18 protein-coding genes are annotated in these 13,094 nt (G+C 29.4%); all 18 read right to left on the bottom strand.

Annotated features, from left to right (window positions below; all coding sequences use genetic code 11):
- Positions 1-153 precede the first annotated feature (153 nt).
- The 18 genes from ABW636_RS17510 to ABW636_RS17425 all read right to left on the bottom strand — a co-directional run bounded on the left by ABW636_RS17510 (position 154) and on the right by ABW636_RS17425 (position 13,082).
- A complete protein-coding gene (locus ABW636_RS17510) occupies positions 154-759 on the bottom strand; it encodes a DUF6714 family protein (RefSeq protein ID WP_367591367.1) in 606 nt (201 codons plus the stop codon).
- Positions 752-1,183 carry a hypothetical protein gene (locus ABW636_RS17505; RefSeq protein WP_367591366.1) on the bottom strand — a complete coding sequence of 144 codons (432 nt, stop codon included), beginning with the start codon at positions 1,181-1,183 and terminating at the stop codon, positions 752-754. The genes ABW636_RS17510 and ABW636_RS17505 overlap by 8 nt, the downstream gene beginning before the upstream one ends.
- A gap of 35 nt (positions 1,184-1,218) precedes the next feature.
- A complete protein-coding gene (locus ABW636_RS17500) occupies positions 1,219-1,680 on the bottom strand; it encodes a hypothetical protein (RefSeq protein ID WP_367591365.1) in 462 nt (153 codons plus the stop codon).
- A gap of 92 nt (positions 1,681-1,772) precedes the next feature.
- Positions 1,773-2,279: a hypothetical protein gene (locus ABW636_RS17495; protein WP_367591364.1), complete on the bottom strand. Its 507-nt coding sequence runs from the start codon at positions 2,277-2,279 to the stop codon at positions 1,773-1,775.
- Position 2,280: 1 nt separating this feature from the next.
- Entirely contained in the window at positions 2,281-2,838 is a 558-nt protein-coding gene (locus tag ABW636_RS17490; RefSeq protein ID WP_367591363.1) for a hypothetical protein, read from the bottom strand.
- Between the two features lie 76 nt (positions 2,839-2,914).
- Complete coding sequence (locus tag ABW636_RS17485) at positions 2,915-3,712, bottom strand: hypothetical protein (RefSeq protein ID WP_367591362.1); 798 nt, start codon at positions 3,710-3,712, stop codon at positions 2,915-2,917.
- A gap of 123 nt (positions 3,713-3,835) precedes the next feature.
- Positions 3,836-5,893, bottom strand: a complete 2,058-nt coding sequence (locus ABW636_RS17480; RefSeq protein ID WP_367591361.1) for a leucine-rich repeat domain-containing protein — start codon at positions 5,891-5,893, stop codon at positions 3,836-3,838.
- A gap of 116 nt (positions 5,894-6,009) precedes the next feature.
- Positions 6,010-6,729: a leucine-rich repeat domain-containing protein gene (locus ABW636_RS17475; protein ID WP_367591360.1), complete on the bottom strand. Its 720-nt coding sequence runs from the start codon at positions 6,727-6,729 to the stop codon at positions 6,010-6,012.
- Positions 6,730-6,890: 161 nt separating this feature from the next.
- Positions 6,891-7,409 carry a hypothetical protein gene (locus ABW636_RS17470; RefSeq protein ID WP_367591359.1) on the bottom strand — a complete coding sequence of 173 codons (519 nt, stop codon included), beginning with the start codon at positions 7,407-7,409 and terminating at the stop codon, positions 6,891-6,893.
- A 29-nt stretch (positions 7,410-7,438) separates the two neighbouring features.
- Positions 7,439-7,699, bottom strand: coding sequence for a hypothetical protein (locus ABW636_RS17465; protein ID WP_367591358.1), 261 nt, complete (start codon positions 7,697-7,699; stop codon positions 7,439-7,441).
- 24 nt (positions 7,700-7,723) lie between these two features.
- Positions 7,724-9,781 (bottom strand): leucine-rich repeat domain-containing protein, encoded by a 2,058-nt coding sequence (locus ABW636_RS17460; RefSeq protein ID WP_367591357.1) that lies wholly within the window; start codon positions 9,779-9,781, stop codon positions 7,724-7,726.
- A 21-nt stretch (positions 9,782-9,802) separates the two neighbouring features.
- Positions 9,803-10,543 (bottom strand): YARHG domain-containing protein, encoded by a 741-nt coding sequence (locus ABW636_RS17455; protein ID WP_367591356.1) that lies wholly within the window; start codon positions 10,541-10,543, stop codon positions 9,803-9,805.
- A 9-nt stretch (positions 10,544-10,552) separates the two neighbouring features.
- A complete protein-coding gene (locus ABW636_RS17450; RefSeq protein WP_367591355.1) occupies positions 10,553-11,116 on the bottom strand; it encodes a DUF7638 domain-containing protein in 564 nt (187 codons plus the stop codon).
- 6 nt (positions 11,117-11,122) lie between these two features.
- A complete protein-coding gene (locus ABW636_RS17445; protein WP_367591354.1) occupies positions 11,123-11,410 on the bottom strand; it encodes a hypothetical protein in 288 nt (95 codons plus the stop codon).
- A 3-nt stretch (positions 11,411-11,413) separates the two neighbouring features.
- Positions 11,414-11,752: a hypothetical protein gene (locus ABW636_RS17440; RefSeq protein WP_367591353.1), complete on the bottom strand. Its 339-nt coding sequence runs from the start codon at positions 11,750-11,752 to the stop codon at positions 11,414-11,416.
- Positions 11,753-11,760: 8 nt separating this feature from the next.
- Positions 11,761-12,090 (bottom strand): hypothetical protein, encoded by a 330-nt coding sequence (locus ABW636_RS17435; RefSeq protein WP_367591352.1) that lies wholly within the window; start codon positions 12,088-12,090, stop codon positions 11,761-11,763.
- 38 nt (positions 12,091-12,128) lie between these two features.
- Positions 12,129-12,638 (bottom strand): hypothetical protein, encoded by a 510-nt coding sequence (locus ABW636_RS17430; RefSeq protein WP_367591351.1) that lies wholly within the window; start codon positions 12,636-12,638, stop codon positions 12,129-12,131.
- Between the two features lie 6 nt (positions 12,639-12,644).
- Complete coding sequence (locus ABW636_RS17425) at positions 12,645-13,082, bottom strand: hypothetical protein (RefSeq protein ID WP_367591350.1); 438 nt, start codon at positions 13,080-13,082, stop codon at positions 12,645-12,647.
- Positions 13,083-13,094: the final 12 nt, after the last annotated feature.

Raw genomic sequence — 13,094 nt, 5'->3', positions numbered from 1 at the left:
ATCTATATTCGTAAAGGGAGAATTAATATTTGCAAAAAAAAGTAACTCTTAAACCCGGTTAAAAAGCTTTCTTGTTATTAAATGTGAGAGGACTGTTCTAGATCTGAAGTTATCATTTGATCGAAATCAACATACTTATGATCGTTTCAACACTTATTCGATTTCAAAATTATGTATCCAGCAGTTTAATGCTTCTTGCAATTGTAAATAATCACTATTGTATTTGACCATCTCTGGTAATAACCCTAATTCCTTTGCCTTATCACTTTTATAGTACATAACTAATTCGTTTATTCTATATTGAAGGAATTGTGTAATGCATTTTAATTGCTTGCCAGAAAATAATGAAAACGGTTCTATGTAGAGTAATTTATATTCTGGAGTATCTAGTTGATACCCGGTAATGGTTTGTAACCTATTTTCCATATCAGGTTCAGAACAACCCTTTAAAAGTCCATTTTTTTGTAATTCTTCTTGTTCTTTTTGAAAAACTCCTAAGGCATAGAGTAAAAACATAGGTGTATGAAAACGCATTCCTTTGGCATCAAAAAATGTTAATGAACTACTGCATTGATATAGATGAATTAATGGGATGTTGTTCCAATCTTCTTTTACATCTTTGGCCCTAAGTTTTTTGCATTCTAGTTTGCTTAACCTATCGTCATGTCCTTGTGCTTCCCATAAACCAATACCATCTTCTAGCTTAACATTTTTAAAAGCCTCGTATATATCATTTATCAATCTTTCTTTGTTAGTCATTTTCAAGGGTCCTACTGTTGTTTGTTTTATCGTCTAACCAGCGCTCTATTCTATGAAAATCCTTTTTTAAAAGTTTTTCTCCACATGCTACTCTAGTGGTTTTTCCTCCTTGTCCCTTTTGGTATTGAATGTCAAAGTTGTTTTTGTCTGAGTTATATCTGATATATACCATGGGTAAATCATATCGTTCATCATAATTTTTACCTAAAGAAAGTCCTAAAGCGTAATGAGATTGGCTTGGGTAGTATCGCTCCCAAAAACCAATTTCTTTAAGCTCTTTTATTAATTCAAGAAGCGGGGTCAATTCTTTATGCTGTACGTTAATCCATAGTGTACACCATTTGATCATAGCGTCCCACTGGACTTGCCTATCATCAGATTCCATATCATTAATTATTCTGCTATAGATATCTCTGATGTGCATATGTATTTTGTTTAGGTTTTGAATACTATGTTTTTCTAATCATTTAGTCTTGTAAAAACTATGGCGTCTTCAGATTTTGAAATCGTAAAGATGAATTCTTCTGGTTTTCTATATTCGGTTGGTTTTTCCCATTCGCCATGATAAGAAACAGTATCAACAGAAATCGCTATTCTATTTTGATCAAGGAATTTATATTTTCCGACCACAGTGGTAAAATTATCATTTCCACAATGAGAAACATACTCACTGGTATAACTCGCTTTGTTTGAAAAAGTAGTCAAGTTTCCCGCAAATTTTCTTTGAGTGAATTTTGCCAAAGTATACTTCTTAACATTAGTATCTAACCCTAAGATTTTATCGGTAATCCAGGTTCCTTTTTCTAGTTCAGTTTTATAAACATTCGCTGTATTTTTCATTTCTTGACCTATTATACTTAAACTAAAAAAGAAAATCGCAAAAGTCAATATATTTGTTTGTACTGCTATTTTTTTAATCATACTATTTTGTTTTAAAGGTTACAATGATATATACTAAACAATTAACTAATATTCGTAGAACGAGTTTACAATTGCCAAGTGTAATTCAAAAATCACTCTTTCCAACGGTATGGATTTTCTGCAACCAAACTAAAAGAGGTTATGTGAAAGTCGTTTGTACTTAATCCTTCTATATCTTCTATATTTTCAAAAGTGAGTTCAACACCACTTTTTAGGCGTAATAAAACCCCTAGATTGTCTGCTTTCTTTTTGTAATCAATATCATGTTCATTTAGTTTACTCAACATATATAATAGATTTAGTTTATCAATATCTTCAAAAATCCACTTGTTGAGTTTCAATTGTTTGGTATCCGATAATTTTCCTTCGTACCAATGGTCAGAAAAAATCAAATAGAGCTTTTCGTTTTCAAAAAAAAGTTCAATACCACCATAGGTCCAGATATTGACTTCTTCGGTTAAAAAACTAGAGTCATAACAATCTGGATCAGGAAAATTATTAATAATCCATTCTTTGGTTTGCCCTAATTTTAAATAATCGAACTTTCCTGTTTTAAAAAACTCTAAAAAGTCAATTTCTATAGGTGTTTTTAAGTTCATTCTATATATGGATGCTATTTGAAATATCAATAACTTCTATATTTTGTTCGAAAAGCTGCCTTTTCGTGCGTCCAGTTGCATCTTCGAATCTTGTATTGTCATTTACCATTAATTTTTCTATTAAATCATTATCCTTTTCCATAGAAATAATACATCTTATTCCTTTTTCTCCTTTCCTCAAGGTATCGGATCTTTTTATTAAAAAACAAATAGTACGTAGAATGTAACCTACATCGTTTGACAAAACATTGTCTAGTTCTTCAAGTATCATAAGTCCTGTATTATCCTTTTCTTTTATCCAAGAATGATGTGCATATACCGGTCGCACATCTTGATGAGGTGGATAAGAATCATTTTTTAGATCTTGAGGATGATACATTTTAGATTTCTTAATAAAACTAGCATACTCTTCTAGGCTTTGAATCTCACGAACTCTTCCTAAAAGCTCTAGATTAGTATCTTCTATTAGACTGTTGATAAATGTTCGTCTTTCTTTTTTAGACTTTCCAACAATTACGATATGTTTTTTTTGCAATTTCTTCTTAACTTGTTCTAACATTACTAACCTAAATTTTACAATTCAAAATATTTATCCTGCCATATCCTAAGTGGCATATATGACAAACTATCAAAAGCTATATGCTATTCATTATTCCTTTAAAAATGTTATGTTTTTTAGTACAACTATGACAATGTATATCTCCTTTAAAATATGGGATTAATGGTTTAAGCGAATTGATATTCATTATCTCAATTGGTTTTTCTAACCACTCAAGATTTATATTAGATTCGTGTAAATCAACTGCCAATTTTTCCCGGTTTTTATTCGTTGTTGGATCACTGCTATATGCATTTAAAACATTTTCTTCATTCCACAAAAAAGTTTCTTCTTCACAACTAGGACATACAAAAATATATTCGTCATTTATATTGAAGGTTTTAAATATTTCAGCTTCTTTATGTCTTTTTATAGAGACTAAAAATGCGATTAAGTAAAATCTTCTGGACTCTTCATCCAAAATTTCAGTATTGTGTGAATACTTATTTACAAGGTTTCTAAATTTTTCTATCGAATCCATAAATGCTACCTGAATCCTCTTTTTTTCTTTTTCATTAAGATGATTCTCTTCAAATATTTGTTCTAACTCTGATATATTGTCAAGGTAAATTAAAACAACTCCCAGAGATGCTATTACATCCAAATTAAATTCGATGTTATCTGATTCTTCAATTATTTTTAATAGATGAGGTATGGTAGCAAGTGTATTTTCATATACTGATCCTTGATGATAAATGTGTTCCCAGATTAGTTCATCCGCAATTTTCTTATTCAACGTTTTTGAAAGTTCGTGAATTAGTGAAGGGATTACCTCAGAATTCCCATATGGACTGCTTAACTTTTTCCAAATATGTAGTTCATCTAATTGTATCATTGTTTATGAGTTGTAAGCGTTTTGCATATTGTAATTTTAAGCATATTTCTTTTATAATTCTATAGCTAATCCATATCCGCCGGTTGGCAACTTATATTCGTTCGTATAAATCCATTATACTATTTACAATTTAAAATATTGATCGTCCCATATCCTAAAAGGCACAAAGGGCAACCCATAAAAAATAGCTATTTCAGGTTTTTTTAGTTGGGATAGGTATTCTTTTTTTTCTAAACCGTTACCTGCTAAATTGACTTCTTTTAAATTAGGGAGTGTGTTTAATACACTGATATCAGAAATTTTATTACTGTATAAGTTCAATTGTTCTAATTTTTTAAGATTTTTTAATCCGTCTATATTTTCTATCGTTCCATTTTCTGAAAGGTCCAATACTTTTAAGTTTGTAAGCTTTTCCAGGTTTTTAACTTCTGCTATATTACAGTAGCCCAGATCCAATTTTTCAAGATTAGGTACATTATCAAAACAAGTTGTATTTGTTAAATTGGACTCACCTTGTATTCTCAAAATCTTGAGTTTATTAAGTTTTCCTATATCAATATTAGCAGTACCAGTAATATTTAAATTCTCTAAATTAGGAAATTGCTCTAAAGTATCAATTTTAGATTCTTCTGATACTTCTAGCACTAGTGTTTTTAAAGATTTGATAGAATGTATTTCGTTTATATCAGTATCTTCATCTAATCGTAAGTACTTTAGATTATGTAAGGTCTCTAATCTTGTGTTTTTTAAATTCCCATAAAGTGTCAAGTTTTTTAATTTTTGAAGATGTTCTATACCTATAAATTCAATAGAAAAATAACACCAAAGTTCTAGAGTCTCTATATTCGTTATAGTACTTACATCTATAGCTATAGTATCTTCTGGTTCGGGTTCAATATCGATGAATAATCGTAATCGTTTAAGGGTGTTAAAAGCTAAAATACTTTTTGTTTCGGCAATAGAAGTTACTGTTAAGTCCAGAGATTCTAATACCGTAAATTCTTTGATGCACGAAACGTTTTTCACCTCATCTTCATCTACTTTCAATTTTTTAAGTTGATGTTTTAACGGTAAGAGTTTTTTTAAATCAATCAACCCTTTTTCATGCGGATTGGTGTAAAATGTAATTTTTTCTAATTGTGTAAACGCTTTTAGCCGTGCTGATTCTTTTAATTCTGATTGACTAAAATATAATTCTTTTATTTGAGGTGCTATGGGTATAAAATTACTAATGGTAACGGTACTATATTCAAATTCTAATTTTTCGAGCTGGGTAAAGTGTTGTAAAAACGTCATATCATTAGGCACATACTGGTTAAATTCTAAGCTTTTGATATAATGTGCTATAGACGCTAAGTTTTGCAAGTTGACTTTTGCTTTTGGATAAGACCTTTCTTCTCCCAATGAACAATAATTTATAGTAAATGTACTTGATGTATCCTGAGAAAGTTGTTGATCTTTTATACTAGTGCTGGTATCCATATCTAAACGTTCTAGTTTAGAAAATTGATGTAAGTTTTTAATCGAATTAATTGTACAACTATTTAAACCAATATGTTTTATATTTTCTGATATAGGTAAAAATAGATCTATAACATCAAAGGTCATATTACTTAAGAGAATCCGGATAAAATTCCTATCAGGTTTTGCTTTATGAACAATATCGTTGTCTGATTGCTTAATAGTTACACCATTTAATCGTAAATCATACAATTTTGTAAAGAGATTAACTTCATAAAAATTATGAACTATACAATCTGTAATAAAAATATGATCGATTTTTTTTGCCATGGGTTGTAACACCGCTAGATGATCAATAGTCATATTTTTAAGATTGATATGTTTTAAATTGCCATCGTAAGTAGTTGTACAAACCTTGTCACTGTAGAGCTCATCTATATTTTCAATAGTTACCTTATCTAAAGTAAGTTCACGCAGGATTTCAAACTTAATTAGGTCGCTAATATCCTTAATCGTACAATTGATAAAGGTTAATCTGGATACTTCTTTGACCAGATGCAAAAAGAGATCCAGATTGTCAATGCTTATATTTTGAAGGGTTAATGATGTTATTCTCTTATAATGTTCAAAATATTGATAGGTATTGGTTTGCTCTTTACCATAATCATGTTTTTCGAATTGTATGCCGAGTGCTTCTTCTATGTTTTTAAGTTTGTCCATAGTGTTTATTCTTCTTCCTTAAATTCATTAATTAGATTGATTAAGACTTCAAGGATTTCATATTGCGTTAGCATTTTAAACATTAACACCTTGATAACTTTATCACCTTTACATTTTTAAACTATATTGATGTGAGGAAGTCTTTCTTCAATAATTTCTTTTCGTCCATTTTTCAAAAATCTTGGTAAGATTCTCAAGTGATTTAAATCTTTCAGTTCTAGTAAAGGAGAAATGTCATAATTCTTGTTTTCTGTATTTAATATGAAATTCAAGTATTCTAAGTTTGTTAATTTTGATATTGACTCCATGCTTCTAATCGCTTTTCCGGTTCCGCTCATTTTTCCATGGTCCAACCATAATTCTTTTAAGTTTACAAGAGTTTCGATTGGGGTTATATCGTAAAGGTTATTGACCCCATAAATGTATAGTGTTCTTAAATTTTTTAAATCTTTTATAAAATCAATGTCTTCTGCCTTTTTAATACCACTTAGTATAAGTACCTCTAATGATTTTAAAGGGGATAAACTCGGAATTGATATTTGTTTATTATTAGAAATATGAAGGTATTTTAGATTAGGTAAAGTAGAAAATATACTAATTCGATTCTCATTTATATCGTTTAATGTGATAGCTTCTATCGTTTTATTCCCTATTAAAGCATCATAATTTGTATACTCTAACTTAAATTTTTTCAGAGGTGTACTCATCTCTAGTACCCTTGTATTATTAGGTAATTCAGAGATATCAAACGGGCAGCGAACAGTACCTTCCAAGACTCCCAAGTGTGGGTAAGAGTTTGGTGCTTTATTTTGAGATAGATAATTGTTCCAATTCATTTTTTATGGGCTTTGTATGAAACGTAACGCGTAAAAAACACTACTTTTTTACTCGATTTAACTTCATTTATTATTTTTCTATACTTATTCATATTGTCTTTATAATCCACAATGTTTTCTGTAAAATACATTTTAGTATGTCTTGTCGTATATTGTTACTATTATTCCAATTCATCTTCAAATTCATTAAAGTTTTCATGCAACCCACTTATAAATCGTTCGTTTGCTCCATCTTTCACTTCTTTTAATGCCCAGACTACTTCTCTAGAGGAATTATATGTTCCATCTATTTGATTTGTAACTTGCCACATAATTCCTCTGGCATACGATTTCAGAAAATCATTTAATTCTTTTTCTCCAATACTTTTTTTCAACTTTTCAGCTACTTCGAAAATATCTTCTTCGTAATTTTCATCTATATCATCTGCAAATCCCATATTTTCTTCAACACCATTAATGATTCCATAAAGCTCTTTTAAAAAAAGAAATCGTCCAAACTGAGGAATATTTTCAGTTATTTCACTCAAAGCCCAACTCAATGGCTCTTTAGCCCCTGAATTATTCATTTTCTCAAGTAAATTCTCCAGTTCTTCTCTTTGTTTTATGCTTAGTTTATCAATTCTGTCTTTGTAATATTCAATACTATTAGAGCTTTCAATATATTTTTCAATTAAATTCATTATGTTTTTCTTTAATGTTATCAATCTATTTATTCCTCTTCTTTAAAATCACTTAACATTACATCAATTCCTTCTTCTATTTTCCTCTTTTCATCTTTGGTGTATGCTTCTAGCTGTAAGGTTAGTTTTTGAGCTTCTTTTAATGTAATCTGTTGATTTACTTGAACGAATGCCACACAACCTAAAAATGTAACGCCATTATTTTTTAGTTCTGTGATTTTTGATGATAATGATGGTATATCATCACACTTGCACTGCATTGCCTCTTTTTTTATTTCTTCTAATGTCATACGCTTAGTTATTTTTTAATGCTATTACAGTTCAAAATCTTGATCTTCCCATATCCAAAAAGGCACTTTAGGTAACCCATAAAAAACTGCGACTTCAGGAATATTTAATTGTTTTAAAACTTTTGGTTTTTCAATAAGATTGCCTGCAATATTTACCTGTTTTAAATTTGGCAGGTCATTTAATATAGTGATATCAGAGATTTCATTTTCGTATAAATTTAGGTACTCTAAGCTCTTTAAGTTTGCTAAACCCTCTATGTTTTCAATTGTGTTTTCTGAAAGATTCAACATTTTCAGATTGGTGAGTTTATCTATCCCTTTTACGTCTGTTAGGCAATTATTTTCTAAAGACAGTTTTTCTAAGTTAGGTAAATCATCTAAAAAATCAATTTCTTTTGGAAATATGCTGGAAATATCCAGCACTTTTAAATTAGGCAAATGCCCTAGGTTAATTTTGTTAGTCCCTTTTATCGAGAGTTCTTTAAGGTTGATAAACTGTGATAATCCTGAAATTTCATATGCTTCTGTAACATCGATTTCTAATTTTGTAAGTGTATCTATTGCTGGTAACTCACATATGTTTATTGCTTCATTTATCTTTAAATACCGAAGGTTTTTAATTTTATGAATTCCTTTTGCTTTACAAGCATCTTTTAGGCTTAATACTTCTAAATGTTGAAGGCTTTCTAGCCCTTTTAGCGTAATTTGATTATCATTCTCTATATAAAGCTCTTCAATGTTCTTAAGAGTTTCTACATTAAATGTATGCGCTTTTTTTGCTCGAATATTGATCGATAACTTTTTTAAACTAGGTAACGCGAAAACACGTTGAGTTACTTTTTTTGAAGCATATAGAATAAAAACAGATTCTAGTGCTGTAAATTCCTTAATTAAATCCAAATTTTCAATACAACTATCAGAGAATTCCCAAAAATCAAATTTCTTTAATTGATTTTTTAGAGGGAGTAGTGTTTTAAAATCTTTAAAACTTTCTTTTGAGGTATTGGCATCGATTTTTAATATTTCCAGATTTTTAAAGTGCTGGATTTTTGATCTGTTCTTAATGGTTGATTCTGAAAAATCTAAAGAGCTGATTTGTGCTGCTATGGGTAAAAAATCATTTAATCTTGCGGTAACCCGATCAAATTTTAATCTGTTCAAGTTAGTAAAGTTTTTTAGAGTATCTAGATTTACTAGCTGATGATTTTCTATGGTTAGTTGCTCTATAAAATGACCAATTGAACTTAGTTTTTTAATATCAAAGTTTTGTACATCGGTATCTTCTTCTGATCTAGCTATAATACATTCTTTAAGTTTAAGATTAGAATGATTGGTAGGAAAGCTTGTATCTGCTATAGTGGTAGTAGCATCTACTTCAAATTTATTTAAAGTCGTAAACTCTGATAAATGCTTTATGTTGTTAAACTTACAGTTGTATATTCTTAGCCCATATAAACCTGTTGCGATTGGTATAAAATAACTGAGGTCATTTACGGACATATTTGTAAACGTTAACCAGGTAAAATTCCTGTCGGTATTGGGCGTATAAATAACTTTTTCAAGAGCTTGTTTTAAGTTAACATTTTCTAGTCTTAAATCGTACAATTTAGGAAACAGGTTGAGCTCATAAAAATTATGAATGGTACAATTGGTAATAAACAAATGATCCAAATTTTTAGCCATAGGTTGTAAAACACCTAAATGCTTAATGTTCATGTTTTCTAAGTTTACGTGCATTAAATTTCCATTGTAGGCAGTATTACAACTTTTATTTTCGATAGTTAACTCCTCAACATTAGTAATAGTAACATTGTTTAATGTTAAGTTTCCCAAGTTTTGGAAGTTATAGAGACTGGAAATGCTACCGATAGTACAGTTAATTAATTTTAAAGTGTGTAGGTACTTAGAAAAAGGTAATAGAACATGGATGTTGTCAATAGTTATATTTTGTAATACAAGTTCTCTTATGCTTGGACTGTTTGACCAAGTATTATATGTATTCACTTGATCTCCTTTTTTATAATCGTACTTTTCGAGTGTTACACCTAGTAATTCTTCTATTTGTTGTATTTGATCTTTCATATTGGTTTAGACACCTAATAATTACTTGCTTTCAAATGAGCGAATTAGATTAACATTATGTTTTTCAATATTATTTAAGTTTGGATTCGTAGTTTTTTCTAAAGACTGATACCAATCTTTTTGTAAAAAATAGTTTTGCATTTCTCCTCCTTGTTTAAAAATATATCCTTTTCTAGCAAAAATTTCATTCCTCATAACTTTTAATTCTTTGGCAGAGAAGCCTTCTAAATCTAAAGAGGTTAGTTTTACAAAACTTGTTTCGGGATATTTCCCTAAAGGTTTTTTAATAGTACTGTGATAGTTAAATTGTAAATAGTGATGCGTTTTTTCATTTTCAATCTCGTTATAAAACGAAGCTAAACCTTTATCTCCCTTTTTTAAGAGTACATTAGCATCATCTATATACTTATATAACTGGTATGGGGTATTTGATACATAAAGTTTTTCGTTCTCATATTTAATCGATTCTCGTTGATTTTTGAGCACCCAATTATCAATTTCCCAATCATAATATTTTGAACAAGCAAACAGTTTACCATTACTATAAATTATTTTCAATTCAGACTCAGACTCAGAGCCTCCAAAATAATAAACACCTTCATAGTCATAAATTTTAGTATTCTCTATTTTCTTGAGGCTTGAAAAATTAACCTCTTCAGTTCGAACGGATACATAAGCATTAAAAATTGTGTCTTTGGTTTGACTAAAGCCACTAGCAATACTTATTATTATAAAAAATGTACTTTGAACTATTTTTTTCATTTTTCTAACTTATTCTAATTCTATCTTGAAATAATGTTTTAATACAGATTTTCTATATGTTGGTGTACATTCCTCTAGACCATTCATTAAATTACATAATGGATCTTTCTCGTCAATATATTCGAATATTACCTTTTGATGAGAGGGCAAATCATGATACGCATCTGTTAGGCTTTTTAAATTGAGTTCTGATGGCTCGATCAGATAGTTTTTAAATAATTTCTCACAAATTATCCTTCTGGTATCTCGATTATTAAGCTCATTTATAATGTCTTCAATTTCTTTAATAAAATCTTCATTACTTTTTTCAGGAATAAACCCTGAACTCTTTATAGTTCCCAAACCACATTCTAATTCGACATGATTTGGTATTGTTTGTAATAGCCTTCCTGATGTTACTTCATTTTTGATTTGATCTATATCTTTTAATCCCCAGCAATCAATATTTCCATCTTCAAATACTGTTATATAGGACAGATAATATCCGTTATTGTTGATAATTACGGGCAGTTTTTTACCAAATACCTTCTCACCATTCTTTTCGATATATAATTTTTCTTTATAGTATTTCATGTTCCTTTAATCCCAACCTATCATATTGATAAATTCATTTTCACCTTTAGCAATCTGTTCTTCTTTTTTGGTGTTTGGGTCTAACTTAAAAATATAACCTCCAGAATGTCTAAGGAAAAAATGTCCGTTTTCGTCTACTGCTACTAGATAAGACTCTTTTCCTTTATACCAATCTGCCTGAAAAGGGCGTCTATCTTTTGTATGAATCAAGCACACTAACCTAATTCGTTGTCCATTGTGTTGAATAGTTCCTTTTACTCCTAAGTTATTTATAGTTTGTTCTAGTAACGTCATTCTTTAATTTTTAGAATTGTAACATGCATAACAAATGATTCTACATTTTTCATTAGGTAATAGGCCAAAAGAGTTTATATTCTCATTATTTTGATTTTTCTTTTTTTCAAGATAATGATCCCCATCTTCTATCAAACTATTACATATTTCACAATTATCCGGATAAATGTTTTCACACCATGATTCTTGTGAATCAAAACATGCGTCACATACATATAAATAATAAGGATGAAGACGAGATTTTATTTTTTGCCAAAAGTTAATTGGCTGTAAAACACCTTCTTTTTCAATTGCTAAACCACAATTTTCACATTGTCCATATTTATGATGAAAATGTTCCATTATTTAACCTATTTCATTATTAAAAAATCTCCTGGCATCGGTCTTAATTCCTGATCGTCGAGTTTAACTTCTGTCCAGTATGTTCTTTCATCAGATTCATGATCTTCTATCAATCTATATTCAGACGATGGTGTTTTTGTTGTTTTTTCGGGTATCATAACAATATTCAGATCTGGATGAATTTGATGATCCATTCCTTTTTTCAACCAAGTAATGGCATTGTCAACTTCTTTTTTTCTAGCTACTAATTCTTGAGTCCTATTTATTCGTAATTCTTCTATTGTTTTTTTTGACTCAGCATTTAAAAGTTTGATTATGTTATTGTAATTAATTTCCATTGCTCTATTTTTCAAATTCTGTTATCATCATTTCTATATTAGAAACCTCTATTAAAGTTATCATAATCTTCTTCGCTTTTCCCAAATGCAAAAAGTTTATATTTATTAATTTCGTCATTCATTTTTTCGGTTTCGGGATGAAACCAAAGCTTGACACCACTATATTTTATTTTGACAATCACATGCTGTTCTTCAGTGTTAAACTTCACTAAATAATTAACACTTTCTGAATTAAGCCTTTTTTGAGTTTGTTCTAATGTCAGTTCATCTAGGTTGGTAAGCATCCATTTATCATATTTAACTCGATCACTGTCTTCGATATAAGGAAGGCTATCACACCATATTAGAAATAATTTATCAAGGTCAAAATGAAGTTCAATCCATCCATACCTGATAATGCTAAAGCCATTTCCCATGTCTGTATCATCGTCAGGTTCAGGAAAGTTATTTAAAATCCATTCTTTTGTTTGCCCAACTTTTATAATGTCAAATTGTTCTTTTAAAAAAAAGTCTTTTAGATGAATATGTATTGGATTATTAATTTTCATTAGTTGCTATAAGTTGGGATATGGGTTTTCTTCCGTTGCTTTTCTCCAAATACTTTTCTCGGCAAGTATCAATCTTTCTTGTAAATTAAAGTCACCCATATTTTCTATTAAACTATTCAGATATATTATTTCATTTTTTTCATTGATCACTTCTCCATTGGTTTCTTTAGCTAAAAAATAAGCAATTCTATATACATTCTCTGCTTTTTCAGAAGTCACTTCTAAGATTAAAGGGTTTTCATTCACTGGTGAAATTTCAAAATGTACATCCGAGTTATTCCTACTACGCATATACAATTCTGTCCAATCTTTACTGGTTACCGATAAACTATCTCCATCTGAGTCATAATTGTATAAATCATCTCCAAAAAAATAACTAGCAAAAACTCTAAAATCAGGTCTTTTAGAATTCACTTTTACTTTTAGGTTAAATTTATTTTTCATGTACTTATTAAT

The sequence above is a fragment of the Aquimarina discodermiae genome, from assembly GCF_040786235.1.
Lineage (GTDB): Bacteria > Bacteroidota > Bacteroidia > Flavobacteriales > Flavobacteriaceae > Aquimarina.
Note: the sequence above shows the minus strand (reverse complement) of the source record. Positions and strands in the feature narration are given on the sequence as shown.

Bases quoted from the DNA above. Each gene is read 5' to 3' on its own strand.
- ABW636_RS17460 (WP_367591357.1), bottom strand. From the start codon at position 9,781: ATGAAAGATCAAATACAACAAATAGAAGAATTACTAGGTGTAACACTC.
- ABW636_RS17500 (WP_367591365.1), bottom strand. From the start codon at position 1,680: ATGATTAAAAAAATAGCAGTACAAACAAATATATTGACTTTTGCGATT.
- ABW636_RS17425 (WP_367591350.1), bottom strand. From the start codon at position 13,082: ATGAAAAATAAATTTAACCTAAAAGTAAAAGTGAATTCTAAAAGACCT.
- ABW636_RS17430 (WP_367591351.1), bottom strand. From the start codon at position 12,638: ATGAAAATTAATAATCCAATACATATTCATCTAAAAGACTTTTTTTTA.
- ABW636_RS17445 (WP_367591354.1), bottom strand. From the start codon at position 11,410: ATGACGTTACTAGAACAAACTATAAATAACTTAGGAGTAAAAGGAACT.
- ABW636_RS17495 (WP_367591364.1), bottom strand. From the start codon at position 2,279: ATGAACTTAAAAACACCTATAGAAATTGACTTTTTAGAGTTTTTTAAA.
- ABW636_RS17440 (WP_367591353.1), bottom strand. From the start codon at position 11,752: ATGGAACATTTTCATCATAAATATGGACAATGTGAAAATTGTGGTTTA.
- ABW636_RS17450 (WP_367591355.1), bottom strand. From the start codon at position 11,116: ATGAAATACTATAAAGAAAAATTATATATCGAAAAGAATGGTGAGAAG.
- ABW636_RS17435 (WP_367591352.1), bottom strand. From the start codon at position 12,090: ATGGAAATTAATTACAATAACATAATCAAACTTTTAAATGCTGAGTCA.
- ABW636_RS17475 (WP_367591360.1), bottom strand. From the start codon at position 6,729: ATGAATTGGAACAATTATCTATCTCAAAATAAAGCACCAAACTCTTAC.
- ABW636_RS17470 (WP_367591359.1), bottom strand. From the start codon at position 7,409: ATGAATTTAATTGAAAAATATATTGAAAGCTCTAATAGTATTGAATAT.
- ABW636_RS17490 (WP_367591363.1), bottom strand. From the start codon at position 2,838: ATGTTAGAACAAGTTAAGAAGAAATTGCAAAAAAAACATATCGTAATT.
- ABW636_RS17485 (WP_367591362.1), bottom strand. From the start codon at position 3,712: ATGATACAATTAGATGAACTACATATTTGGAAAAAGTTAAGCAGTCCA.
- ABW636_RS17465 (WP_367591358.1), bottom strand. From the start codon at position 7,699: ATGACATTAGAAGAAATAAAAAAAGAGGCAATGCAGTGCAAGTGTGAT.
- ABW636_RS17505 (WP_367591366.1), bottom strand. From the start codon at position 1,183: ATGCACATCAGAGATATCTATAGCAGAATAATTAATGATATGGAATCT.
- ABW636_RS17455 (WP_367591356.1), bottom strand. From the start codon at position 10,543: ATGAAAAAAATAGTTCAAAGTACATTTTTTATAATAATAAGTATTGCT.
- ABW636_RS17480 (WP_367591361.1), bottom strand. From the start codon at position 5,893: ATGGACAAACTTAAAAACATAGAAGAAGCACTCGGCATACAATTCGAA.
- ABW636_RS17510 (WP_367591367.1), bottom strand. From the start codon at position 759: ATGACTAACAAAGAAAGATTGATAAATGATATATACGAGGCTTTTAAA.